Source organism: Pseudomonas synxantha BG33R (assembly GCF_000263715.2).
GTDB lineage: Bacteria > Pseudomonadota > Gammaproteobacteria > Pseudomonadales > Pseudomonadaceae > Aquipseudomonas > Aquipseudomonas synxantha_A.
In genome coordinates this window covers 172,936-198,341 of record NZ_CM001514.1, presented here as the reverse complement: position 1 = coordinate 198,341, position 25,406 = coordinate 172,936, and the positions used below count along the sequence as shown (strand labels likewise).

Below are 25,406 nucleotides of genomic sequence, written 5' to 3'. Positions count from 1 at the left end.
TGGCTCACGAAGGTAATGTGCTGATCGGCAATAGCGACGACCACCTGAAACAAACCGGACTGCTATTGACCAGCGCTTCGGGCTATTCCCTTGCACCAGTATTTGACGTGTTGCCTCACCCCACGCAACTAGGCTTGCAGGCGTTGATCATCGGGAATGAGGGCAGGGTATCGTCTGTCAGCAACTTGCTGAGTACGCCTGAACGCTTTGGGTTGGGCGCGGAGGAAGCAAGGTCCATCGTCAAGGATATGTATGCCGTCGTGCGAGAAGCCTCCGGCTTTTTCGAAGCGGCAGGCTGTAGCGGTGCCGATGTGCGCATGCTTTCCAATGTGTGTACACGATTTGCAGCGGACCTGGTGTAGGGTCAAAGATCTCGGGCGGCAACAGAGCGCACCTTTGACGGGTGCGCGCCGCGGCAAATATCACGTAAACGCTTAGTTACCAATCGTACGTCAGGCTCGATACCACCGTGCGCCCTTCCCCGTAGTAGCAATCCAGATCACTGGTGCACTGCGAGACGTAGGTCTTGTTGGTGAGGTTCTGCACGTTCATCGCCAGTTTCACGCCTTTGAGCTTGAGCGGCGAGGCGCCCAGGTCGTAGCTCAGGCTCGCATCGTAGACGCTGTAGGACGGTACGTTGAAGGCACCCTCGTAGTAGTCGCCCAGGCTTTGACGGGCATAGCGCACGCCGAGGCCCGCACCCAGGCCAGCCAGCGGTGTGTCACCCAACACGGTGTAGTTGACCCACATCGAGGCGGTGAGCGGGGAAATGCCGGCCGGGTGGCGACCTTGGCGGCCGTCGTTGTCCTTGGTGTACTTGATGTCATTGCGCGACGCCGAGGCAACCACTTCCCAGGCGTCACTCAAGACGGCCTTGGCTTCCAGTTCAACACCCCGCGAGCGCATCGCACCGCTTTGGGTACTGAAGGTGGTGTCTACCGGGTTGGTGGTCAGCACATTGTCCTGGTCCAGTTGGTAAACAGAGGCTTGGATAAAACTCTTTTGGCCAGGTGGCTGGTACTTCACGCCCACTTCGTATTGTTTGCCGGTGGACGGCTCAAACGGTTTTCGATTCGCATCGGTGCCGGCCAGCGGCAAGAAGGACTCTGAATAGCTGACGAAGGGCGATATGCCGTTATCGAACAGATACACCAGGCCAGCACGGCCAGTGAAGGCCTGGTCTTTACTGGCGAAGCGCGTGTCCTGGATCGGTTCTTTGTTCACCACATTGGCCCAGTCGTAGCGGCCACCGAGTACCAGCACCCATTTATCCAGCTTGATCTGGTCCTGCAGATACAGGCCGGTCTGGGTGATCGTGCGGTCCCAGCGGTACGGTTGGCCGAAATTCAGGCGCTGGCCGTACACCGGCTTGAACAGGTCGATAACCGGTGGGTTACGGTCATACAAGCCATGAAACTGCGAGTTGGAATGGTAGTAGTCCAGGCCAGCGATGAAGGTATGGGACAACGCGCCCGTGTCGAATTCAGCCTGGGCGATGCTGTCCACGCCGAACACTTTATTGGTCTGCGACCAGTCCACGCCGAAGCGCTGCAGATAGCGTTGGTCCTGCACCCCAGTGTTTGGGTTGGCGACAAAGCGGTAGCCGTGCAACGGCGCGGTGTAGCGGTCGTCGACCTCGGCGTAGCGCGCGTTTTGCTTGAGGGTCCAGACGTCGTTGAGGCGATGGGAAAGCTCGTAGCCCAACACGTATTGCTCGCGGTTGTATTGGTTGACGCCCGGCTCGCCGATAAACACATCGCGCTTGATCTTGCCGTTGGGGTTGTCCCACAGCGTGCCAGACGCCGGCAAGCCTTGGGCTTCGGGCACGCCTTTGTCTTTCTGGTACTGGGCGAACAGGGTCAGGCTGGTGTCGTCGTTGGGCCGCCAGGTGAGGCTGGGGGCGATGAACTGGCGCTTGTTTTCGACGTAGTTGATTTCGTCTTGCGCGTCGTTGGCCAGCCCGGTCAGGCGGTAGAGCAACTGCCCCTCCTCGTCCAGCGGGCCGCTCAGGTCGATGGCCGCGCTTTTGTGTTCGTAGGTGCCAGCCTCCAGCACCACTTGGTGTATCGGGGTTTCGCTGGGGCGCTTGCTGACCATATTGACGATGCCGCCCGGCTGGTTCTGGCCGTAAAGCACAGACGCCGGGCCCTTGAGCACTTCGATGCGCTCCAGGGAATACGGCTCGATCTGCAACGCGCCCCCGGTGCTGCCTCCGCCGTAGGGCAAGTGCAAGCCGTCCAGATACAGCGGCGTGGGCGCGAAACCCCGGGAAGTCGGCTCATCGAACAACTTGACCCGGTCTGCAAAGCCGCCGGCACTCATGCCGGGTGTGTAAAGCAACGCCTGAGTGACACTCTGGGCGCCACGGGCCTTGATCTCGGCTGCGGTGATCACGTTGATCGTCTGGGGGATTTCCACCAGCGCCGAGTCGGTCTTGCTGCCGGAGGCGCTGCGCTTGGCGACAATGCCGCCCACCGGGCCCCAGGCGTTTTCCTGTTCCTGTCGGCCACTGATCTGCGTCGCGCCCAATTGCAACGCCCCGTCGCCGGAGATGGCTTGCAACGACCAACCCCCCTGGGACTGCACAGCCGCCAAACCGCTGCCCGCCAACAAGCGCTGCAACCCTGAGCCTATGCCGTAACGCCCTTTCAAGCCGGCGCTGTGCTTGCCTTCGGTGAGCGCAGCATCGACCGACAGCAGGATGCCCGAGGCACTGGCGAAACGGTTCAACGCCTGGTCGAGGTTACCCGCCGCAATGTCATAGGTGCGCAGTGCTTCGGTGCTTTCTGCAGCCTGGACCAGGCTGGGCAGTACAGGCATCGTCGCCAGCACGCCGGCAAACAGGCCACGACGCAGAGCGCGGGCCAAGGGTTGGATTGGGTGATGCGACATTGCAGGACTCCCCGTGAGAACGCTTCTTGATTGGCTTTCAAGAGGTATCCCGCACGACGCGCAGAAACCGACAAGCGTCGGCAGAATTTTTTTCAGGCACGCGCCTTGATCGTCACCCAGTAGCGCGTCACAGCCTGCACCCGCACCGGCAAGGAGCGCTCCAGGGCCGAAAGGATCGCGTCGGTATCGTTGAGCGGGAACACGCCGGTCAACAGCAGGTTCGATACCGCTTGGTCACAGCGCAACAGGCCCGGGCGATAGCGGCTCAACTGCGCCACGAACTCGCCCAGCGGCTGGCGCTCGGCAACCAGACGATGCTCGGTCCAACTGCTGGCATTGGCGCCCACCGCCGGCAGCCCAGCGCTTTGGTGCGCGTTGAACCACAGGCTGTCACCGGCATTCATTTGAATCGCCGTGCCATGCAGCGGCGTAACCCGCAGGCGGCCTTCGTACAGGTCGACACGGCTGGCGTCGGGCAGTTCGCGCACGGCAAAGCGTGTGCCCAAGGCCTGCACATCACCGGCAGGCGTTTCGACGATCAACGGGCGGGAGGGATCGTGGCCGCTGGTCAGCAGCACTTCGCCACGGATCAAGCGGATACGCCGTTCGGTGGCGCTGAAACGCAGGTCCACGGCGCTGTCGCTGTTGAGGTCCAGTAGCGTGCCGTCGCTCAACGTGACGTGGCGAATTTCGCCCGTGGCCGTGCGGTGCTCGGCCAAGGCGGCCTGCCAGGGTTCACTGCGCTGGACCAGATAACTGCTGCCCCCGGCCACCAACAGCAAACCGAGCAACTTCAGCGCGGCGCGGCGCTGGGTATCCGGGGTGTCGCGCAACACGGCGCGAGCGCTGTCGGCGGGCACGCCGCCAAGGGTGTGTTGCAACTGCTGCAAGCGCTGCCAGGCGCGGCGGTGTTCCGGATCGGCCGCCTGCCATTGGGCAAATGCCTGGCGTTGTTCCCCTTGCAGTTCGCCGCCCCATTGCAGCATCAGCCACTCGCTGGCTTGCTCGACAATCGCCGGCGCGATGGGCGCATCGTGATTCATTCTTCGTAGACCACCTGGTAACAGGCGACGATCGCGCGGGTCATGTACTTCTGTACCGAGCTGACGGTGACGCCCAGGCGCTCGGCGATCTGCGCATAACTCAAGCCTTCGAACTGCGCGAGCAAAAATGCGCGGCGCACATTGTCAGGCATGTGGTCGAGCATGGCGTCGATCTGCATCAGGGTTTCGAGGATCAGTGCGCGGGTTTCCAGGGACGGCGACTCGGGCTCGGGCAGGTGCGCGATGCTTTCCAGGTAGGCGCGCTCGATACGCAGGCGCCGCCATTGATCGATCACCAGGTTGCGCGCGATTTGTGCCAGGTAACTGCGGCTTTCCTTGTCACCCGGAAAACGCCCGGACACCAACAGGCGCAGGAAGGTGTCCTGCGCCACATCGGCGGCGTGTTCGCGGTCGCCCAGGCGCCTGCGCAACCAGCCTTGCAGCCAGCCGTGATGGTCGCGGTACAAGATGTGAAGCTGTTGCTGGCCGTCAGTCGCGATGCCCATGAAAAGCTCAGAGTGTTATTGAGAGCAATTATCATTACATCTTATTTGGCAGCTGACAAAAACTCTTTGTCGCTCAGCGCCCGGCGGTCTGCAACGGATACACCGACTCCCACCCTCCTCCCAACGCCTTGTACAAGCCGACCATGGCCAATGACACGCCGGTGGAGCTTTCCACCCACTGCTCTTGAGTTGCCAGCAATGCGCTTTGCACGGTGAGTACGTTGACGAAATCCGCCACACCTTCGACGTACTGATGTTGCGCGGTGGTCAGCGCGATCTGATTCTGGCGCACCGCTTCGGCCAAGCTGTCGCGACGCAGTTGGCTGGCGTTGTAGCGGGACAATTGATCGTCGATTTCATGCCAGGCGCGCAGTACGGTTTGCTGGTAGGCCACTGCGGCTTCCTGTTGTTGGGCTTCGCGCAAATCGACCATGCCTTGCAGGCGCCCGCCGTTGAAGAGCGGCAGGCTCAACTGCGGGCCGAAGGCAAAGGCGCGGGAACCCCAGGAGCCGAAATCCGAGAGTTGCATGGATTGGGAACCGAGGCTGCCGGACAGAGTGATACGCGGGTAAAAATCGCCCTTGGCGACGCCAATGCTGGCGGTGGCGGCGTGCAGGCGCGCTTGTGCCTGGCGGATGTCTGGGCGCCGTTCAGCCAACTCCGAAGGCAGGCCGATCGCGACCTGGCGCTGGGTTTGCGGCACGGGTGCATCCTTGGACAGCTGCGTGTGCAGGGCCTGGGGTGGCTCGCCCATCAGCAGGCTGAGGGCGTTGATCAGTTGGTCCTGGCGCTGTTGCAAATCCGGCAGACGCGCTTCGATGGCCGCGACCTGGGCAGCGGCTTCGGCCACGTCCAGGTCGGTCGCAACACCATCGGCCAGACGCAGTTGCGAGAGCTTGAGGCTGTGGCGGGCGACGTCGAGGTTTTGCTCGGTGACGGCACGGGTGTTCTGCACGCCGCGCAGTTGGATATAGTCCTGGGCGGTCTCGGCCAACACCGACAACAGCACGGCACGACGGTCGTTTTCGGCGACTTCCAGCGTGGCGTCGGCTGCTTCGGTTTCACGCTTGACCCGGCCCCAGAAATCCAGCTCCCAAGAGGCCGAGAAGCCCATGTCCCATTGGTTGAAGGCCGCGCGGCCGTTCTCGCCCGAAGGGTCGTTCAAGCCTTTGCCACTGTTACGTTTGCGCTGGTAGCCGCCACCCGCATCGACATTGGGGTAACGCTCGGCGGTGGTCACCTGGCGTACGGCGCGGCTCTGTTGCAGGCGGCTGCTGGCCAGTTTCAAGTCGAGGTTATCGCTGAGGGCGCGGCGTGTCAGGGCGGAAAGCTGCGCGTCGTGGAACACGTCCCACCAGCGCTCCTGCAAGGGATCGCTGACGGCACGGCTGGCAGCTTGTCGGCCCTGGGGTTCGCTCCACTGATTGATCTGCGGGCTCTCGGGCCGCTGGAAGTCGGGGCCGACCGTGCAGGCACTCAGGCTGATCAGGCTCAAGGTGAGCCAGGCGACGTGTTTCATTGCTGGGCCACCTCGCGCTGTTGCGCGACCGGCCGCGTATCGACGCTGGCTTCCACCGACATACCGACGCGCAGGCGCTCGGTCAATGGCTGGTTCGGCTCAAGCACGATCTTCACCGGAATACGCTGCACCACCTTGGTGAAGTTGCCGGTGGCGTTGTCCGGTTTGACCGAGGCAAAGGTCACCCCCGTGGCCGGCGCCAGGCTTTCCAGATGGCCTTTGAGCAGTTCGCCGTCAAGGCTGTCGACGCTGACCTGCACCGCTTGCCCCGCGTGCATATGCGACAGTTGCGTCTCCTGGAAGTTGGCCACCACATAGGCCTCGGCCAGCGGCACGACCGCGAGGATCTTGCTGCCCGGCGTCACATAGGCGCCGACCCGCACCGCTCGCTCGCCGACCATGCCATCGACCGGCGCGACAATGCGCGTGTAGGACAGCTGATAACTGGCCATTTCCAACGCCGCCTGGGCGCGCTTGAGCCCACCTTCGGCGGCGTCACGCTGGGCGGTGAGGATTTCCACCTGCTTGCGTTCGGCGGCCAGCACTGCGGTGGATTTAGCCAGGCGTGCGGTGGCCTGGTCGATACGGGTCTTGGCTTGTTGGGCGTTCTGCACGGTACCTGCGCCGACGCCAGCGAGGTGGTTGTAGCGGTTCAGTTCGTGTTCGGCGAAGGCGACTTCGGCGCGATCCGCCGCGACGGTGGCTTGGGCCTGGGCGATCACCGAGCTCTGGCGCTCCAGGGTCGCGCTGGCGTTTTTCAACTGGGCCTGGGCGACCAAGGTGTCGGCATCGGCGGCCTGGGCGGCGGCGCGAAAGTCGCGGTCGTCGATCAACGCCAACAGTTGGCCGGCCTTGACGCGCTGGTTGTCTTCTACCAGCACTTCCTTGATGAAGCCGGCCACCCGCGGCGCCACCAGGGTGAAGTCGGCGGCGACGAAGGCGTCGTTGGTGGTCTGGCGCTTGCTGCCCAGTACCCCCGGCGCAACCAGGTAAACCAGCACGCCGACGGCAAATACAGCAATAACGGAGACGGCAATTTTGTCTTTGCGTTTCATGGAAAGTCCTTGTGGTCAGGCCGGAGCGCGAGGCGGATAGATCCGCGTGGGCATCCAGAAAATCAGCAGGATCAACGCCACCGCGACACCGGCCATGACGACGTAAAGATCCGAAGAGGTCAGCACCACGGTCTGCTCGTGCAAGCGGTGGGCGAGGTCTGGCGCCTCAGTGTCGGCCAGGGGTGAATTGCCGAGGCGGTCCACCAACATGGTTGAATGGAAATGCCCGCGCTGGGTGGTCAATGTATCCAGCACCGCAGTGGCGATCACAGCGGCCAGGCCCTTGACGGTATTGAACCAGGCCGAAGCGAACGGCCCTTCGATGGGTTGAATACTGCCGGTGGACAACATCAGCAGTGGCAACACGGCCATCGGCTGGCCGAAAATCTGCAACAGGTACCAGCCATAAAAATCGTCGCGGATCCACGCCGAAGTCAGGTGCGAACTGCCGATGCAGCACAGCACCAACATGCCAAGGCCAATCCCCAGCACCCAGCGGCAATCGACCCAGCGCAGGTTGCACAGCGCCGCCACCAACGGCAACGCGATCAATTGCGGCAGCGCCATCAGCAGCATCACCGGCGCAGTTTGCAGCGGCCGATAACCCTGGACCTGGGCAAGGAAACTGGAGGGGATGATGATCACCGAGGTCAGCACCATCAGCACGCCTGCCAGCACGATCAGGGCGAAGGCCAGGTTGCGCAGGCCGAGCATCTGCAATTTGAAGAAGGGTATTGGCTGCGACCATTCGTTGAGCATGAACAACACCAGCAACACGGTGCCACCACTCAGCAGAAAGGTGATCAGGCCCGACTCGAACCAATCCAGGCGATTGCCCTGCAACAGCCCGATCACCAACATGCAGATCGCCGGAAAGCCCAGCAGCAGGCCGCGCCAGTTGAACTGTTTGAAGCGCTCCAGGCGCAGCGGGTCCTGCGGTATGCCATAGGCCACGGCGACCATCGCCAGCAGGCACGGCGCGACGATTTGCCAGAACGCCCACTGCCAGCCGACGTATTCGGTCCACAACGCCGCCAGCGGGGTACCCAGGCTCGGGCCGAAGGTGGCGGTCAGGGCGTAGCCGGCCAGGCCATACAACTTGACGTTGGCGGGCAGGAAACGCAGTGCCACGGTCATCAGCATCGGCGGCAGCGCGCCACCGGCCAGGCCTTGCACGGTACGCAGCAGCAGCAGGCTTTCGTAGTTGGGTGCGAACGGGCAAAGAATGCCCAGTACGGTGAACAAGCCGATGGCGCACAGCGTGAAACGGCGCAGGGAAAACGTCACCGAACACCACGGCGCAAAGGCCATGGCCGCCACGGACGTGGCCGTGTAGGCGGCGACCAGCCAGGTGCCTTCATCAAAGCCGATGTACAGCGCGCCGCGGATATCGGCGAGGGCCACCTTGGTGACCATCTCGTTGAGACCGGACACCAGCACCGCCAACAACACGCCGACCAGGCCGATGATGATGCGCGGGCCGAACACGGGCGGGGCCGGGGCAACAGGTTTGGCTGCGGCCTGAAAAGCGGGGGCAGCGAGGGATGTCATGAACAGGTAACTCGGAATGAGAAATACCTGAGCAGTTTAATCAGGCACATGCATGACAAAAAGTGACTTATTGGTAGGTTATAAGTGCGCCAGACGCAACTTCGGGCATCACCACTTAACCTTGTGGGAGCTAGCTTGCCTGCGATCGCGGTGGGTCAGACAACACATTTTTCACCTGGCAGGCCGCTATCGCAGGCAAGCCAGCTCCCACATTGACCGCGTTGGCTTTATACCGGTTGAGCTTCCAGCCAGGTGGCGTGGCAACTCTCGCGCATGGTTTCGCGCAGCCATTTGTGCGCGGGGTCTTTGTCGAAGCGCGGGTGCCAGGATTGGGCCAATACCAGGGTCGGCAAGGAGATCGGCAGCGGGAATGCACGCAATGGCAGGTTCAGGCGTTTGGCGCTCAGGAGCGCTTCCTTGGGCACCGGCATGATCAGGTCGGATTCCGGCAACATGAACATGGCACCGTGGAAGCCCGGCGCGATCATCGCCACGCGGCGCTCCAGGCCCTGCTCGTTCAGCGCGGTGTCGATCGGCCCACGGGCGATGCCGCGGCGCGAGATGCTGATATGGGAATAGCTGGCAAAGCGTGCGGCGGTGATCTCTTCGTCGAACAGTGGGTGATCTTGTCGCGCCAGGCCGACGAAGGTGGTGGAGAACAGGTTCTGCACCTTCACTTCGGGGCTGACCGGCATGGTGTTGCTCACACGCAGATCCAGGCGCCCTTCGCGCAGGGCTTCGTCGTCGGTGTCGCCTTCAGGCACAAAACGCAGCTCGCACAGCGGGGCCACGCGCTCCATGGTGTCGAACAACCGACCACCATATACGCCGATGAAAAAGTCATTGGCGCGTACGCTGAAGCGGCGGCGCAAGGTACTCAAATCGACTTGATCCGCCGAGCGAAACAGCAACGCCGCCTGCTCCACCACATTGCGTACCTGGCCTTGCAGCTCAAGCGCCTTGGGCGTGGGCACCAGGCCGCGGCCGGCACGTACCAGGATCGGGTCACCGACAGCTTCACGGATACGCGTGAGGGTACGGCTCATGGCCGCCGGGCTGAGGTTCATGCGCCGTGCGGCGCCGACCACACTGCCCTCGTCGAGCAACGCATCAAGGGCGACCAACAGGTTCATGTCTGGTAATTGCATGCCAAGCACTCGTGATCTGTGGGGAGTGAACTGGGTGCAATCGTAGCAGGGATCGACGGTTCAGCGCTGCATGCCCCAGCGTTTCACCGTCAACCGTTCGAAGGTGTTGAACACCAGGTTTTCTACCAGCAAGCCAATCAGGATCACCACGGCCAAACCGGCAAAGACCTTGTCGGTGTACAGCTCATTACGGTTCTGGAAGATATACCACCCCAGCCCGCCCTTGCCGCTGGTGGCGCCGAATACCAGCTCCGCGGCGATCAGCGTACGCCAGGCAAATGCCCAACCGATCTTGAGCCCGGCCAGGATCGACGGCAGCGCCGCCGGGATCAGGATGAACAGTACGAAGCGCATGCCCTTGAGGCCATAGTTACGACCGGCCATGCGCAGGGTTTCGGATACGCCGAGGAACCCCGAATAGGTGTTGAGCGCCAGAGCCCACAACACCGAATGCACCAGCACAAAGATCAGGCTGTTCTGCCCCAGCCCGAACCACAGCAGCGCCAACGGCAGCAACGCGATAGCCGGCAGCGGGTTGAACATCGAGGTCAACGTACTGAGCAAGTCGCGACCCAACTGGGTCGACACCGCCAGTGTGGTCAAGGCAAACGCCAGCACGATGCCGATCAGGTAGCCCTTGAGCAGCACCGCCAGCGAGATACTGACTTTGCTGAGCAACTCGCCGCTGAGCAGGCCATCGAACAGCGCCTGGAAGGTCTGCAAAAAGCTCGGCAGCAGCAGGTCATTGTTCTGGTAGCGGGCGACCACTTCCCAAATGATGGCGAGCACGATCAGGATCAGGCCCTTGCGCAGCCAGCCTTGTTGCCACAGACGTTGGCGAAACGGCAGCTCGCGTTCCACAGGGACGCTGAGCAATGGTTCGAGGGTTACTTCAAATTCCTGGCGCATACGTCGGCCCCTTCAATAAGCGATGCGAATATCAGCGAAGCCCAACTCGCGTTCGGCCTCGGCCGCTTCATCGAACAGCAGGCGATGAATACGCCGCGCCGACGCCTGGAATTCCACACCGCCGAGGCTGTGCAGGTCGTATTGATGGCTGTGGATTTCGGCACGCACGCGCCCGGGGTGAGGCGATAGCAACAGGATGCGATTGCCCACCACCAGTGCTTCCTCGATGGAGTGGGTGACGAACAACAGGGTGAAACGCACCTCCTCCCAGAGCAGCAGCAATTCCTCCTGCATCTTGCGTCGGGTCAGGGCGTCGAGGGCGGCGAAGGGTTCGTCCATCAGCAGGATTTTCGGTTGCATGGCCAACGCGCGAGCTATCGCCACACGGGCCTTCATGCCGCCGGAAAGGGTGTGAGGGTAGGCGTCGGCGAAAGCACTCAGGCCAACTTTATCGAGATAGTGCAGCGCACGTTCCTCGGCTTCAGGGCGCCTCAGGGTTTTAGAAGCCAGCAGCGGGAACATCACGTTCTGCTTGACGGTTTTCCACGGCGGGAGCTGGTCGAACTCTTGGAACACCACGATACGATCCGGGCCGGGTTGTTCGACCTTCTGCCCCAGCAAGCGAATCTCGCCCTCGCAAGGCTTGATAAACCCGGCGATGGACTTGAGCAAGGAGGACTTGCCGCAGCCCGATGGACCCAGCAAGACGTAGCGGTCCGCCGGGTCGATCTTGAAACTGACCTGATGGGTGGCCCGCACAACGCGCTCAGGGGTGCGGTATTCAAGGCTGACGTGGTCCACGGCCAAGAGTGGCTCGGCGGTGTTCAGGCTGCTGGCCGTGTGGCCTTGCAAAAGCGCGTTCATATCAGCTTCCTTGCAAGGGCTTGGCGTCCTGGAAGAAGTAGTCCTTCCAAGATTCAGGCTTGTTCTTGATGGCGCCCACGCGATAGAGGAATTCGGCCAGCGGGTAGGTGTTTTTCGGGGTGACGCTGAATTCGAACTGCGGGTTGTCGATGATTTTCAGCAGTTCGGCACGGTCGATCTTGGCCTTGGTGACACGAATGTAGGTGTCAGCCGCCGCGCCTTTGTCGTTCTGGGCGAATTGCGCAGCTTCGGTCAACGCTTCGACAAATGCCGCGTAGGTTTTCGGATTGTCTTTGCGGAATTTTTCGGTGGCGAACAGCACCGTCGGAGAATTCGGGCCCAACAAGTCATAGGTGTTCAGCACCACATGCACGTTAGGGTTGCTCAGGGCCTGGTTCTGGAACGGCGGGTTGGAAAAATGCCCGGTCAACTCGGTACCGCCGGCGATCAACGCTGCGGTAGCGTCAGGATGCGGGACAGCGACGGTGTACTTGTCGAGGCGATTGAATTCCTTGTCACCCCACTGTTTGGCTGCGGCGTATTGCAGGAAGCGCGACTGCACCGACACCCCCACAGCCGGCACCGCAATACGGTCTTTTTCGGTGAAGTCGGCGATAGTTTTGACCTTGGGGTTATTGCTGATCAGGTAATAGGGGAAGTTACCCAGGGAGGCCACAGCCTTTACGTTCTGCTTGCCGTGAGTACGGTCCCAGATGGTCAGCAAAGGGCCGACGCCGGCCCCGGCGATGTCGATGGAGCCGGCCAACAAAGCGTCGTTGACGGCTGCGCCGCCAGACAACTGGGTCCAGTCGACCTTGATGTCGATGCCCTCTTGCTTGCCGTATTTTTCGATCAGGTTTTGGTCGCGCACCACGTTGAGCAAGAGGTAAACGATACCAAACTGCTCGGCGATGCGAATGTTGCCTTCGGCCTGGGCGGCGGTCGGTGCGATCAGGCTGCCGGCCAATAGGCTGATGCCCAAGCCTATTGTCAAAGCCAAGCGTGCAAATGGAAGACTTCTGGACATGCTCATGCTCCGAATCAGAAAGGCGAATCGCCCTGGATGGTGGTGCGGTACAACTTGCGGCGCAGGTGGCTTGGGCAACCGGCGGCCAGGTGGATCAGCGAGCGGTTGTCCCAGAACACCAGGTCGTGAGGCTGCCACTGGTGGCGGTAAATGTTTTCCGGCAGCACGCTGTGGGCATAGAGTTGGGCCAGCAAGTCACGGCTTTCGTCATCGGGCAGGCCGACGATACGAGTGGTGAAGCCTTCGCTGACGAACAACGCCTTGCGGCCGTTTTCAGGGTGGGTGCGCACGACGGGGTGCACCACTTCGGCGACCTGGGCGAGTTGTTCGGGGGTGAGGGTCGGGCGCCAGTTGCCTTCGAATTTGGTTTCGCTGTAGCGCGCCGTGTAGGAGTGCGCAGCACTGCGGCCTGCAACGGCTTTGCGCAGGTGCTCGGGCAATTGCTCCCAGGCTTTGTGCATATCGGCGAACAGGGTGTCACCGCCTTCGGCAGGCAGTTCCTGGGCGTGCAGCATCGAGCCGAGGCTGGGCAGTTCCTTGTACGACAGGTCCGAGTGCCAAAACTTGCCCGCGTCCCCCAGGCCGATGGATTGGCCGTTCTCGATGATGTTGGAGACGATCAGGATTTGCGGGTGGTTGGTCAGCAAGAATTGTTTGAGTACGTGGATCTGCAGCACACCGAAACGGCGGCTGAAGGCGATCTGTTGTTCGGGGGTGATGCGTTGGTCGCGGAACACCACGACGTGGTGGTCCAGATGTGCGCGATGGATACGGGCGAAGTCCTGGTCATTGACCGGGCGGGATAAGTCCAGGCCAATGATCTCGGCGCCGACGCTGCCAGGGAAGGGCCGGATGTCGAAGGTTTGGGTGGTGGTGGGGGCAGCAGCGGTGGCGGACATTGGTTTCACTCCCGGCGGACAGGGGAGTGAATTTATAGGTATAAGAATGGAAGTTTAAATACTGTTAGGGCATATCGATATGGCGTTTGGTTTGAGGTGCTGGGGGATGCTGATGGCCTCATCGGGGGCAAGCCCCCTCCCACATTTTGATTTGCGAACACATTCAAATGTGGGAGCTGGCTTGCCTGCGATGAGGTCGGTACAGGCGCTGAAGATCAACGCTCGTGCAACGCCTCGGCCCGCGCCTTGATGATCGGCTTGAGCAGGTAGCTGAGGATGCTTTTCTTGCCGGTGATGATGTCCACCGAGGCAACCATGCCGGGGATGATCAGCAACGGCTTCTCATCGGTGCCCAAGTGGCTGCGGTCGGTACGCAGGGTGATCATGTAGTAAGTGGTTTTCTTGTCTTCATCGGTGATGGTGTCGGCACCGATGCGTTCGAGCTTGGCCTTCAGCCCGCCGTAGACGGTGTAGTCATAGGCGGTGAACTTGACCACCGCTTCTTGCCCCGGGTGCAGGAAAGCGATGTCTTGTGGGCGGATCTTGGCTTCCACCAGCAGGGTGTCGTTCAGCGGTACGATTTCGACCATGTCGCTGCCCGGCTGGATCACGCCGCCGACCGTGTTGACCAATAGTTGCTTGACGATCCCGCGCACCGGCGAGGTGACCAGGGTACGGCTGACCCGGTCGTCCAACGCGCGGCCCGTGGACTCGGCCTTGTTCAGTTCAGTGCGAGCCTCGTTGAGCTGGGTCAGGGCTTCACTGCGGAACTTGCCACGGGTTTCGTCGATCTTGCGCTGCACTTCCTTGATCGCCGATTCGGCGCGGGGGATTGCCAGGGTGGTGGCGTCCAGTTGGCCACGGGTTTCCATTTCGGCACGCTTGAGGCGCAACACTTCCACCGGCGATACCGCGCCCTGAGCCACCAGTGGCTCGGACATGTTGATTTCCTGGCGCTGCAGAGACAACTGGCTGCGGTACTGGCCCTGCTTGGAGGTGAACTCGCGCAGTTCCTGCTGGCGCTGTACCAGTTGCTCCTGCAGGCCGCCGACTTCGTCTTTCAGCTGCTGGCGTCGGCTCTCATACAAGGAGCGCTCGTTGGCAGCCTGGCTCGGCGCGGCCTTGAGTACGTCGTCGGGGATGTTCAGTGGGCGATCATCCACCTGCGCACTCAAGCGTTCGACACGCAGTTGCATGGCCAGGCGCAAGGCTTCGGTTTCTCCGGCGTTGGAAACGAACCGAGTGTCGTCGAGGCGAATCAGCGGCGCGCCGGCTTCTACGATCTGGCCTTCCTTGACGTACAGCTCGGCAACGATACCGCCTTCCAGGTTCTGGATTTTCTGCAATTTGGACGATGGAATTGCCTTGCCGTCGCCACGGGTCACTTCGTCGATCTCGGAGAAACCCGCCCAAACCACCAGGAACACGAAAAACCCGATAATCGCCCAGATGGTCAGGCGAATGACGCGCGGGGCATCTTCGATCAGCGCTTTGTTGACCTCGGGCAGGGGCTGGCCCTGCAGCGAGTCGGTGCCTTTGAAATAGCGGCCGACCGCACTCTTGATGGACTTAAGCAACACTGATCTGCCCCTTCTTCAACGCTTCCATGACCACGGCTTTCGGGCCGTCCGCGAGAATCTGCCCACGGTCGACCACCAGCAGGCGGTCCACCAGCGAGAGCAGTGAGGCTCGGTGCGTGACCAGCACCACGGTCTTGTTTTGCACCACGGCTTGCAGGCGTTGTTTCAAGCGTTCTTCACCGGTGTTGTCCATGGCGCTGGTGGGTTCGTCCAGCAGCAGGATGGGCGGGTTGAGCAACAGCGCGCGGGCCAGGGCGACGTTCTGACGCTGGCCGCCGGAGAGGTTCTGACCACGCTCGCCCACTTGCAACTCGTAGCCCTGGGGGTGCAGACGGGCGAATTCATGTACACCGGCCAGCTCGGCGGCTTGCAGGACCATTTCGTCCTCGACGTAGCGCGCACCGCTGACCAGGTTGTCGCGCAGGGTGCCAGCGAGCAATTGGATATCCTGGGCGACGTAGCCAATGTTGTGGCGCAGCTCGCTGACGTCGATCTGGCGCACGTCCACGCCGTCCACCAGCAGGGCGCCGGAGTCGGGCTGGTACAGGCCAACGATCAATTTGGCCAGGGAGCTTTTGCCCGAGCCGCTGCGACCAATGATGCCGATTTTTTCCCCGGGCTTGATCACCAGGTTGATGTTCTTCAGCGCCAGGTTCTGCTGGTTGGGGTAGGTGAAGTTCAGGCCCCGGCATTCGATGGCGCCTTGCAGGGTGCGGCGGCTCATGGGGCGCTCTTCGAAATTGCGCTCTTGAGGCAGCTCCATCATCTGGTCCACCGAGGTCATGGTGACCTTGGCTTGCTGGTAGCGCGTGAGCAGGCCCGACAGCGAAGCCAGCGGGCTCAAGGCGCGGCCACTGAGCATGTAGCAGGCAATCAGGCCGCCCATGCTGAGGTTGCCGTCGATGATCTGGTACACGCCGAATACGATCATGATCACGCCGGCCAATTGCTGGATCAGCAGGGTCATGTTCATCGACAGGCCCGACAGCAACTTCACCCGCAGCTCAAGCCGGCTCAGGGTGCCGATGGTCTGTTCCCAGCCATACTGGCGCTCGCTCTCGGCATTGTTGACCTTGACCGCATCGAGCCCGGCGAGGGTTTCGATCAGGCTCGACTGGCGTTCAGCGGCCAGGGCCATGGTGCGTTCCATGGTGGCTACCAAGGGCTTTTGCAGGGCATAGCCGATGCCCAGGGCAAGCGGAAACGCCAGCACCGGGATCCACACCAGGTGCCCGCCGAGGATGGCGATCACCATAAAGATCAGCAGCGTGAACGGCAGGTCGATCAGGCTGGTGAGGGTCAGCGACGCGAGAAAATCGCGCAGGCTTTGAAACTCATGGATGTTCTGGGCAAAGCTGCCGACCCGCGCCGGGCGGTACTTCATGGACATGCCGACGATGCGTTCGAACAGCGTGGCCGAGATGATCAGGTCGGTTTTTTTACCGGCCAGGTCCAGGCACAGGCTGCGCAGGCTTTTGAGGATCAGGTCGAACAGGTATGCGCCACAGATGCCCACGGCCAACACCCACAGGGTGGCGGTGGCCTGGTTCGGTACGACGCGGTCGTACACGTTCATCACGAACAGCGGCGCGGCCATGGCGATGATGTTGATCAGGAAGCTGGCGGCGATGGCGTCGGTGTAGAGCCAGCGCGAACGCATGAGGGTGTCACGGAACCACGAACGCGCCCGTGGAATCAGGCTGCCGTGGTTGACGTCGAATTTGTGTTGCGGCTGGGCGAAGAAGACCTTGCCGATGTAGTCGTCGGCCAATGCTTCGCGCTTGATCAGCACTTCGCCGCCGTCACTTTCGCTGAGCAGCACCCGCGCCTCATCGTCGCCCTGCCAACCCACCAGCACGGTGCTGCGCCCGTCCTTGAGCAACAGCAGGGCCGGCAATGCAATCGTCGGGATCTGTTCCAGCTTGCGTTGCAACAGCCGGCCTTGCAGCCCGGCCCGCGCAGCAGCACGCGGCAGCAGTTCAGCACTCAGGCGTTGCGAGGGCAGCGGCAGGCCGGTGGTGAGCATGGCCGCGCTGGCAGGCTTCTGGTGCAGTGCGCAGAGCGCCAGCAACCCGTCGAGCAACGGGTCGTCGTGCAAAGCGCGTGGATCATGACTGAGATGAACTCGACCGATTTCAGATTCCACGCGGTGCACTCTCGACTAACAGATGGGGCTATTGGGATGGCTCAATTCATCCCAGGCAGTTGGACTTTAGGTTTCACGTCGTTCTGCACGACGGAGGCCATCGGTGCGACCACTCCCTGGCTCTTGAGCAATTCGCCCATGGTCGCCTTGATTCGGTACTGAGTAAATAACTGAATGTTCTTGATTTCTTCCAGGCGGCGGGAAGCGGTGAACAATTCATTCTCGCTGTCGAGCAAATCCAACAGGGTACGTTGGCCAAGGCTGAACTGCTGCTGGTAGGACGTGCGTACGCGGGTGCTGTGATCCACATACTGCTGGGCGACCGGCAATTGCGCGTTGGCGTTGTTCAAGGCGTTCCAAGCCAAGCCTAGCTCTTCATTGAGTTGGCGCAAGGCGTTGTTGCGAATATCCAGGGCCTGGTTGGCCTGGTAGGACTTCGATTGCAGGTCAGCCTTGTTGCTGCCACCGGCAAACAGATTGAAGCGCATGCGCACCATGGCTTCCCAGCCGTTGCTGTGGTTGGGATCACCGGAGACGTTGTTGTCGGCGTTGGTGCCAAGCTCAGCATCAAAGCGCGGGTAGAAGGTGGACTTGGCGGCTTCGTACTGCTTCTCGGCGGCGGAGATATCCGACTCAGCCGAGCGCAGGACCGGGCTGTTGTCGAGCATCTGGCGACGGGCTTCATTCAGGTCCGCCGGCAGCATGGCCATGAACGGGGCCGGGCGCTCGAGTTGGTCTGGCATCTGGCCTACGGCGCTGAGGTAGTTGACCTGTGCGTCGGCCAGGTTGGTTTGCTCGGTGATCAAGTTGTTGCGGGCCTGGGCCAGGCGCGCTTCGGCCTGGTCCTGGTCGGCACCGTTGCCGACGCCGCGCTCCGTGCGCAACTTGATCTGGTCGTAGATGCGCTCGTGGTTGCGCAGGTTGTCTTCGGCCAGACGCACGAACTCACGGCGGGTCAATACTTCCAGGTAAACCTGGGCAACGGTCAGCGCTGTGCGTTCGGAAGTACCGAGCAAGGAGTAAGCGCGGGAATTAACGTTGGCTTGTTGACGCCCGACTTCGCTGGAGGTAGCGAAACCGTCAAAAATCATTTGTTGCAGGCGCAGGCTGGATTCACCGCGGTTGAGCGTGTCCCAGTGATTGCCGCTGGGGTTGTTGGCGCGGGTAGTGGCGTTGTCAGTCCCTTGACGACCGTAACCGGCGTTCAGGTCGACACGCGGCAGATAACCGCCTTGAGCAGCGCGCAATTGGTAATCGGCGGCGATACGGCTGTTTACACCCGCCTGGATTTCCGGGTGTACATCCAATGCCTGCTGCATGGCTTGGGGCAGTGTCTGGGCTTGTACGAAACTGGCGGCGAGAACGAACGGTATTGCCTTGAACAGGTGCAGACGCATTAAAAAATTCCCCAGGACTTCTTGTCTCAAATCACAGCGATGAGTACCGCTGCGTCGGATAATGGCTACCGTAATGACCGTACGTCGGAAAGTTCAAAAAGCGGAACTGCTTCACACATGTAGGACGGTTCGCCGCATAAATATCAATGTGACATTACAGAGGCGATTGTTTAGGATGGCGACCATAAGGTCAATACTTTGGCACAAACTAGATCGCTAAAAAATCTAGCCAAATATTTGACGTCAATACATATATAGACTACGCCCTCCCAATTGGCAGCGCTAATAGCGCGCTGCGAAATGGAATTTGTCGAAACGGATCGCCGGAGAAAATTTTAATGAGCAGTGTTGTTGCCATCGTCAAAAGCATTGTTGGTCAAGTTTTCGTTATTTCTCCGGAAGGAACACGTCGCGTCCTTGTAGAAGGTGACCGTCTGTTTGCAGGCGACCAGATCGACACAGGCATGTCGGGCGCAGTCAGCCTGGAACTCGCCGACGGCCGCATCCTGGACCTGGGCCGGGACACCCAGTGGAGCGCCGATATGCCGGACTCCACTGCCGATCTGGCCGCGGCCAGCGAACAAGCCGCGCCATCGGTTGCCGAGCTGCAACAAGCCATCGCCGCCGGCGCCGACCCGACCACCGAACTGGAAGCCACCGCCGCAGGCGCAAACGCTACCGGTAATGGTGCCGCCGGGGGTGGCCACAGCTTTGTGGTGCTGGACGCGACCGCCGGCCGTGTCGACCCGACCATCGGCTTCCCCACCGCGCCTATCGGCCAAGGCACTTCGGCACTCAACGCCCTGAGCGGAGCGCCAGGCTCGGCGGACTCGGGCAACCAGGTGCTGCAGCCTTCGACCCTGACCCTGAGCGCGACGCCAACCATCACCGAAGCGGGCGGCGTGCTGACCTACACCGCCACCGTGACGCGGCCCTCCACCAGCGACCTGACCGTCACCTTGACCAATGGCGCGGTGATTACCATCCCGTCGGGCCAGTTGACCGGCACCGTCAATGTGCCTCTGGCCCCTAACGACAGCCCGTACATCGACCCGGGCCAGATCAGCGTCGGCGTTACCGGTACCACCGGCGGCGGCAACCTGGTATTGACCATCGACCCTAACCCGGCCGTAACGCAGATCACCGACACCATCGACACCACCACCGTCACGCTGACGGCGGGCAATACCGTGACGGAAGGCGGCCAGATCACCTACACCGCCACCCTGACCAACCCGGCGCAGACCCCGGTGAATGTCACCTTGAGCAATGGCTCGGTGATCACCATCAAGGCCGGTGAATCGACAGGTACCGTTGTGGTCGATACCCCGGCTAACGACGTCTATAACAATGGCTCGACCGTCAGCACCACCATTACCGGTGCAACCGGCGGCAACTTTGAAAGCCTGGTACCGAGCACTACGCCTGCGGTCACCACCATTACCGATTCGGTCGACACCACCACCGTTACCCTGACAGCTGACGGCAGCGTGACCGAAGGCGGCCAGATCACTTACACCGCCACCCTGACCAACCCGGCGCAAACCCCGGTGAATGTCACCTTGAGCAATGGCTCGGTGATCACCATCAAGGCTGGCGAGTCGACCGGCACCGTTGTGGTCGATACTCCGGCTAACGACGTCTACAACAACGGTTCGACCGTCAGCACCACCATTACCGGTGCAACCGGCGGCAACTTTGAAAGCCTGGTACCGAGCACTACGCCTGCGGTCACCACCATTACCGATTCGGTCGACACCACCACCGTTACCCTCACAGCCAACAGCAACGTGACCGAAGGCGGCCAGATCACCTACACCGCCACCTTGACCAACCCGGCTCAGACCCCGGTGAATGTCACCTTGAGCAATGGCTCGGTGATCACCATCAAGGCTGGTGAGTCGACAGGTACCGTTGTGGTCGATACTGCGGCCAACGACGTCTACAACAATGGCTCCACCGTCAGCACCACCATTACCGGCGCGACTGGCGGCAACTTCGAAAGCCTGGTACCGAGCACTACGCCTGCGGTCACCACCATTACCGATTCGGTCGACACCACCACCGTTACCCTCACAGCCAACAGCAACGTGACCGAAGGCGGCCAGATCACCTACACCGCTACCCTGACCAACCCGGCGCAGACCCCGGTGAACGTTACCTTGAGCAATGGCTCGGTGATCACCATCAAGGCTGGCGAGTCTGTCGGCAGCGTGGTCGTGGACACCGCGCCCAATGATGTCTACGTCAACGGCAGCACGGTCAGCACCACCATTACCAGCGCGACTGGCGGCAACTTTGAAAGCCTGGTGCCGAGCACAACTGCGGCAGTCACCACGATTACCGATTCGATCGACACAACTACCGTTACGCTGACTGCGCCGACCGAGGCGAATGAGGGCGGGCAGATTACGTACACCGCTACGCTTTCCAACAAGGCGGGCACTGACGTTACGTTGAAGTTGGATAATGGCTCGTTGATCACCATCAAAGCTGGCGATACCGTCGGCACTGTGACCGTGCCTGCGCCGACCGATGACGTGTTCATCGACAAGAGCACGCAGACCGTTCAAATCACCGAGGCCACGGGCGGCAACTTCGAGAAGTTGGAAGTTGCAGGCAACGGCGCCACTACTACGATCAACGACACCATCGACAAGGTGGACGTAGTTCTGACCGCCACCACCACCGTCGGCGAAGGCGGCAACATCGTCTACACCGCCAGCCTTGTGGATAAAAACGGCGCGCCGGTGACTAACATCACCAATCCGTTGACTGTCACTCTGGATAACGGTCAGACCATCACCATTGGTGTGAATCAATCCAGCGGTACTGTTACTACCGTAGCGCCGGATGATGTCTACAAAGGCGATCAGACCGTTACCACCGCCATCAGCGGCGTTACGGGCGGCGAGCACTTTGAAAACCTGGTGCCGGGCACTACGGCGGTGAACACCACCGTTACCGATACCCCAGGTACCGATAACCCCACGACTGTTACGTTGACTGCGCCGAGTGCCGTTAACGAAGGTGGCCAGATCACCTACACCGCTACCTTGAGCAACAAGGCCGGTACTGACGTCACGTTGAAGTTGGATAACGGTTCGTCGATCACCATCAAGGCTGGGGACACTGTCGGCACCGTAACTGTGCCGGCGCCTACCGATGACGTGTTCATCGACAAGAGCACGCAGACCGTTCAAATCACCGAAACCACGGGCGGCAGCTTCGAAAAACTGGAAGTTGCAGGCAACGGTGCAACCACCACGATCAACGACACCATCGACAAGGTGGACGTAGTTCTGACTGCCACCACCTCCGTAGGTGAAGGCGGCAATATCGTTTACACCGCCAGCCTTGTGGATAAAAACGGCGCGCCGGTGACTAACATCACCAATCCGCTGACTGTCACCTTGGATAACGGCCAAACCATCACCATCGGTGTGAATCAGTCCAGCGGTACTGTTTCCGTCTTGGCACCGGATGATGTCTACAAGGGTGATCAAACCGTCACCACCGCCATCCAAGGCGTGACCGGTGGCGAGCACTTCGAGAACTTGGTACCTGGGACCGATAAAGTCACCACGACTGTCACTGACACTCCGGGCACCGATAACACCACGACCGTGACGCTGACAGCTCCGTCCGAAGCGAATGAAGGTGGCCAGATCACTTACACCGCCACGCTTTCCAATAAAGCGGGTACTGACGTCACTTTGAAGTTGGATAACGGCTCGTCGATCACTATCAAAGCGGGCGACACTGTCGGCACCGTGACTGTTCCGGCGCCTACCGATGATGTGTTTATCGATAAGAGCACCCAGACGGTCCAGATCACTGACGCTTCTGGCGGCAACTTCGAGAAGTTGGAAGTTGCGGGCAACGGCGCAACCACCACGATCAACGACACAATCGACAAGGTCGATGTGGTTCTGACCGCCACCCCCACTGTTGGAGAAGGCGGCAATATCGTTTACACCGCCAGCCTTGTGGATAAAAACGGCGCGCCGGTGACTAACATCACCAATCCGCTGACCGTCACGCTGGATAACGGCGAGACCATCACCATTGGTGTGAATCAGTCGAGCGGCACCGTTACCACCGTAGCGCCGGATGATGTTTACAAAGGCGACCAAACCGTCACTACTGCTATCAGCGGCGTGACCGGCGGCGAACACTTTGAAAATCTGATTCCAGGTACCGATAAAGTCACCACGACTGTCACTGACACTCCGGGCACCGATAACACCACCACTGTGACGCTGACTGCACCGTCTGAAGCAAATGAAGGTGGCCAGATCACCTATACCGCTACCTTGAGCAACAAGGCCGGTACTGACGTCACGTTGAAACTCGACAACGGCTCAAGCATTACCATCAAAGCTGGCGACACCGTTGGCACTGTGACCGTCCCTGCGCCTACCGATGACGTGTTCATCGATAAGAGCACCCAGACCGTCAAGATCACCGAGACCACTGGCGGCAACTTCGAAAAACTGGAAGTTGCGGGCAACGGTGCAACCACCACGATCAATGACACCATCGATAAAGTCGATGTAGTCCTGACCGCCACTACCACCGTCGGTGAAGGCGGCAACATCGTCTACACCGCCAGTCTTGTGGATAAGAACGGTGCGCCGGTGACTAACATCACCAACCCGTTGACCGTCACTCTCGATAACGGCAAGACCATCACTATTGGCGTAAACCAGTCGAGCGGTAGCGTTTCGGTTCTAGCTCCTGATGATGTGTATAAGGGCGACCAAACCGTCACCACCGCTATCAAAGGTGTGACCGGTGGCGAGCATTTCGAGAACCTGGTCCCGGGCACTACGGCGGTGAACACCACCGTTACGGATACCCCAGGCACCGATAACACCACTACCGTGACACTGACCGCGCCTAACGCCGTTAACGAAGGCGGCCAGATCACGTACACCGCTACGCTTTCGAATAAAGCGGGCACTGACGTCACGTTGAAGTTGGATAACGGCTCGTCGATCACTATCAAAGCGGGCGACACTGTCGGCACCGTGACTGTTCCGGCGCCTACCGATGACGTGTTTATCGATAAGAGCACCCAGACGGTCCAGATCACTGACGCTTCTGGCGGCAACTTCGAGAAGTTGGAAGTTGCGGGCAACGGCGCAACCACCACGATCAACGACACCATCGACAAGGTCGATGTGGTCCTGACCGCTACCACTACCGTCGGTGAAGGCGGCAATATCGTTTACACCGCCAGCCTTGTGGATAAGAACGGCGCCCCGGTGACTAACATCACCAACCCGCTGACCGTCACCCTGGACAACGGCGAGACCATCACCATCGGTGTGAATCAGTCCAGCGGCACTGTTTCGATCTTGGCACCGGATGACGTCTACAAAGGCGATCAGACCGTCACCACCGCGATCAAGGGTGTGACCGGTGGCGAGCATTTCGAGAACCTGGTCCCGGGCACTACGGCGGTGAACACCACCGTTACGGATACACCGGGTACCGACAACACCACGACTGTTACGCTGACCGCGCCTAGCGCCGTTAACGAAGGCGGCCAGATCACGTACACCGCTACGCTTTCCAATAAAGCGGGCACTGACGTCACGTTGAAGTTGGATAACGGCTCGTCGATCACTATCAAAGCGGGCGACACTGTCGGCACCGTGACTGTTCCGGCGCCTACCGATGACGTGTTTATCGATAAGAGCACCCAGACGGTCCAGATCACTGACGCTTCTGGCGGCAACTTCGAGAAGTTGGAAGTTGCGGGCAACGGCGCAACCACCACGATCAACGACACCATCGACAAGGTCGATGTGGTCCTGACCGCTACCACTACCGTCGGTGAAGGCGGCAATATCGTTTACACCGCCAGCCTTGTGGATAAGAACGGCGCCCCGGTGACTAACATCACCAACCCGCTGACCGTCACCCTGGACAACGGCGAGACCATCACCATCGGTGTGAATCAGTCCAGCGGCACTGTTTCGATCTTGGCACCGGATGACGTCTACAAAGGCGATCAGACCGTCACCACCGCGATCAAGGGTGTGACCGGTGGCGAGCATTTCGAGAACCTGGTCCCGGGCACTACGGCGGTGAACACCACCGTTACGGATACACCGGGTACCGACAACACCACGACTGTTACGCTGACCGCGCCTAGCGCCGTTAACGAAGGCGGCCAGATCACGTACACCGCTACGCTTTCCAATAAAGCGGGTACTGACGTCACTTTGAAGTTGGATAACGGCTCGTCGATCACTATCAAATCGGGCGACACTGTTGGCACCGTGACCGTGCCTGCACCGACCGATGACGTGTTCATCGACAAGAGCAACCAGACCGTTCAAATCACCGAAACCACGGGCGGTAACTTCGAGAAGTTAGAAGTCGCAGGCAATGGTGCAACCACCACGATCAACGACACCATCGACAAGGTCGATGTGGTCCTGACCGCCACGACTACTGTGGGTGAAGGCGGCAACATCGTCTACACCGCCAGCCTTGTGGATAAGAACGGCGCCCCGGTGACTAACATCACCAACCCGCTGACCGTCACCCTGGACAACGGCGAGACCATCACCATCGGTGTGAATCAGTCGAGCGGCACTGTTTCGGTCTTGGCACCGGATGACGTCTACAAAGGCGATCAGACCGTCACCACCGCTATCAAGGGTGTGACCGGCGGCGAGCACTTTGAAAATCTGGTTCCAGGTACTACGTCAGTAAACACCACCGTTACGGACACACCGGGTACCGACAACACCACTACCGTGACGCTGACAGCTCCGTCCGAAGCGAACGAAGGTGGTCAAATTACGTACACCGCTACGCTTTCGAATAAAGCGGGCACTGACGTCACCTTGA

At 60.6% G+C, this 25,406-nt stretch carries 16 protein-coding genes; 2 read left to right on the top strand and 14 right to left on the bottom strand.

Annotation, left to right across the window (positions count from 1 at the left end; translation table 11 throughout):
- The first annotated feature begins 17 nt into the window (after positions 1 to 17).
- Entirely contained in the window at positions 18 to 362 is a 345-nt protein-coding gene (locus tag PSEBG33_RS25975) for a HipA domain-containing protein (RefSeq protein ID WP_232289400.1), read from the top strand.
- 76 nt (positions 363 to 438) lie between these two features.
- Here PSEBG33_RS25975 and PSEBG33_RS25980 read toward each other — a convergent pair whose 3' ends face one another.
- From PSEBG33_RS25980 to PSEBG33_RS26045, 14 genes are all read right to left on the bottom strand, one after another.
- The gene (locus PSEBG33_RS25980; protein WP_005783568.1) at positions 439 to 2,892 is read right to left on the bottom strand and encodes a TonB-dependent siderophore receptor; all 2,454 of its coding nucleotides are present in this window, start codon (positions 2,890 to 2,892) and stop codon (positions 439 to 441) included.
- Positions 2,893 to 2,984: 92 nt separating this feature from the next.
- Positions 2,985 to 3,935: a FecR domain-containing protein gene (locus tag PSEBG33_RS25985; protein ID WP_005783565.1), complete on the bottom strand. Its 951-nt coding sequence runs from the start codon at positions 3,933 to 3,935 to the stop codon at positions 2,985 to 2,987.
- Positions 3,932 to 4,441 (bottom strand): sigma-70 family RNA polymerase sigma factor, encoded by a 510-nt coding sequence (locus tag PSEBG33_RS25990; RefSeq protein ID WP_005783563.1) that lies wholly within the window; start codon positions 4,439 to 4,441, stop codon positions 3,932 to 3,934. The genes PSEBG33_RS25985 and PSEBG33_RS25990 overlap by 4 nt, the downstream gene beginning before the upstream one ends.
- A gap of 73 nt (positions 4,442 to 4,514) precedes the next feature.
- On the bottom strand, positions 4,515 to 5,960 hold the full coding sequence (locus PSEBG33_RS25995) for an efflux transporter outer membrane subunit (protein ID WP_005783561.1): 1,446 nt from the start codon (positions 5,958 to 5,960) through the stop codon (positions 4,515 to 4,517).
- Positions 5,957 to 7,015 carry an HlyD family secretion protein gene (locus PSEBG33_RS26000; RefSeq protein ID WP_005783556.1) on the bottom strand — a complete coding sequence of 353 codons (1,059 nt, stop codon included), beginning with the start codon at positions 7,013 to 7,015 and terminating at the stop codon, positions 5,957 to 5,959. The genes PSEBG33_RS25995 and PSEBG33_RS26000 overlap by 4 nt, the downstream gene beginning before the upstream one ends.
- A gap of 15 nt (positions 7,016 to 7,030) precedes the next feature.
- Entirely contained in the window at positions 7,031 to 8,566 is a 1,536-nt protein-coding gene (locus PSEBG33_RS26005) for an MFS transporter (RefSeq protein ID WP_005783555.1), read from the bottom strand.
- Positions 8,567 to 8,793: 227 nt separating this feature from the next.
- On the bottom strand, positions 8,794 to 9,714 hold the full coding sequence (locus PSEBG33_RS26010) for a LysR family transcriptional regulator (protein WP_005783552.1): 921 nt from the start codon (positions 9,712 to 9,714) through the stop codon (positions 8,794 to 8,796).
- 60 nt (positions 9,715 to 9,774) lie between these two features.
- Complete coding sequence (locus tag PSEBG33_RS26015; RefSeq protein WP_005783548.1) at positions 9,775 to 10,623, bottom strand: ABC transporter permease; 849 nt, start codon at positions 10,621 to 10,623, stop codon at positions 9,775 to 9,777.
- 12 nt (positions 10,624 to 10,635) lie between these two features.
- Positions 10,636 to 11,487: an ABC transporter ATP-binding protein gene (locus PSEBG33_RS26020; RefSeq protein ID WP_005783546.1), complete on the bottom strand. Its 852-nt coding sequence runs from the start codon at positions 11,485 to 11,487 to the stop codon at positions 10,636 to 10,638.
- 1 nt (position 11,488) lies between these two features.
- Positions 11,489 to 12,514, bottom strand: a complete 1,026-nt coding sequence (locus PSEBG33_RS26025; protein ID WP_005783544.1) for an ABC transporter substrate-binding protein — start codon at positions 12,512 to 12,514, stop codon at positions 11,489 to 11,491.
- A 14-nt stretch (positions 12,515 to 12,528) separates the two neighbouring features.
- Positions 12,529 to 13,413: a TauD/TfdA dioxygenase family protein gene (locus PSEBG33_RS26030; protein WP_005783543.1), complete on the bottom strand. Its 885-nt coding sequence runs from the start codon at positions 13,411 to 13,413 to the stop codon at positions 12,529 to 12,531.
- A gap of 215 nt (positions 13,414 to 13,628) precedes the next feature.
- Complete coding sequence (locus PSEBG33_RS26035; protein WP_005783540.1) at positions 13,629 to 14,993, bottom strand: HlyD family type I secretion periplasmic adaptor subunit; 1,365 nt, start codon at positions 14,991 to 14,993, stop codon at positions 13,629 to 13,631.
- Positions 14,983 to 17,139: a type I secretion system permease/ATPase gene (locus tag PSEBG33_RS26040; protein ID WP_005783538.1), complete on the bottom strand. Its 2,157-nt coding sequence runs from the start codon at positions 17,137 to 17,139 to the stop codon at positions 14,983 to 14,985. The genes PSEBG33_RS26035 and PSEBG33_RS26040 overlap by 11 nt, the downstream gene beginning before the upstream one ends.
- A 41-nt stretch (positions 17,140 to 17,180) precedes the next feature.
- The gene (locus PSEBG33_RS26045; RefSeq protein WP_005783536.1) at positions 17,181 to 18,536 is read right to left on the bottom strand and encodes a TolC family outer membrane protein; all 1,356 of its coding nucleotides are present in this window, start codon (positions 18,534 to 18,536) and stop codon (positions 17,181 to 17,183) included.
- A 338-nt stretch (positions 18,537 to 18,874) separates the two neighbouring features.
- On the opposite strand from PSEBG33_RS26045, the gene PSEBG33_RS26050 reads away from it, so the two are divergent.
- The coding region (locus PSEBG33_RS26050; RefSeq protein ID WP_005783532.1) for a retention module-containing protein at positions 18,875 to 25,406 on the top strand (6,532 nt) is incomplete at its 3' end.

Excerpts from the sequence above, each read along its gene's own strand:
- PSEBG33_RS25980 (WP_005783568.1), bottom strand. The coding sequence starts at position 2,892 with ATGTCGCATCACCCAATCCAACCCTTGGCCCGCGCTCTGCGTCGTGGC.
- PSEBG33_RS25985 (WP_005783565.1), bottom strand. The coding sequence starts at position 3,935 with ATGAATCACGATGCGCCCATCGCGCCGGCGATTGTCGAGCAAGCCAGC.
- PSEBG33_RS25990 (WP_005783563.1), bottom strand. The coding sequence starts at position 4,441 with ATGGGCATCGCGACTGACGGCCAGCAACAGCTTCACATCTTGTACCGC.
- PSEBG33_RS25995 (WP_005783561.1), bottom strand. The coding sequence starts at position 5,960 with ATGAAACACGTCGCCTGGCTCACCTTGAGCCTGATCAGCCTGAGTGCC.
- PSEBG33_RS26000 (WP_005783556.1), bottom strand. The coding sequence starts at position 7,015 with ATGAAACGCAAAGACAAAATTGCCGTCTCCGTTATTGCTGTATTTGCC.
- PSEBG33_RS26005 (WP_005783555.1), bottom strand. The coding sequence starts at position 8,566 with ATGACATCCCTCGCTGCCCCCGCTTTTCAGGCCGCAGCCAAACCTGTT.
- PSEBG33_RS26010 (WP_005783552.1), bottom strand. The coding sequence starts at position 9,714 with ATGCAATTACCAGACATGAACCTGTTGGTCGCCCTTGATGCGTTGCTC.
- PSEBG33_RS26015 (WP_005783548.1), bottom strand. The coding sequence starts at position 10,623 with ATGCGCCAGGAATTTGAAGTAACCCTCGAACCATTGCTCAGCGTCCCT.
- PSEBG33_RS26020 (WP_005783546.1), bottom strand. The coding sequence starts at position 11,487 with ATGAACGCGCTTTTGCAAGGCCACACGGCCAGCAGCCTGAACACCGCC.
- PSEBG33_RS26025 (WP_005783544.1), bottom strand. The coding sequence starts at position 12,514 with ATGTCCAGAAGTCTTCCATTTGCACGCTTGGCTTTGACAATAGGCTTG.
- PSEBG33_RS26030 (WP_005783543.1), bottom strand. The coding sequence starts at position 13,413 with ATGTCCGCCACCGCTGCTGCCCCCACCACCACCCAAACCTTCGACATC.
- PSEBG33_RS26045 (WP_005783536.1), bottom strand. The coding sequence starts at position 18,536 with ATGCGTCTGCACCTGTTCAAGGCAATACCGTTCGTTCTCGCCGCCAGT.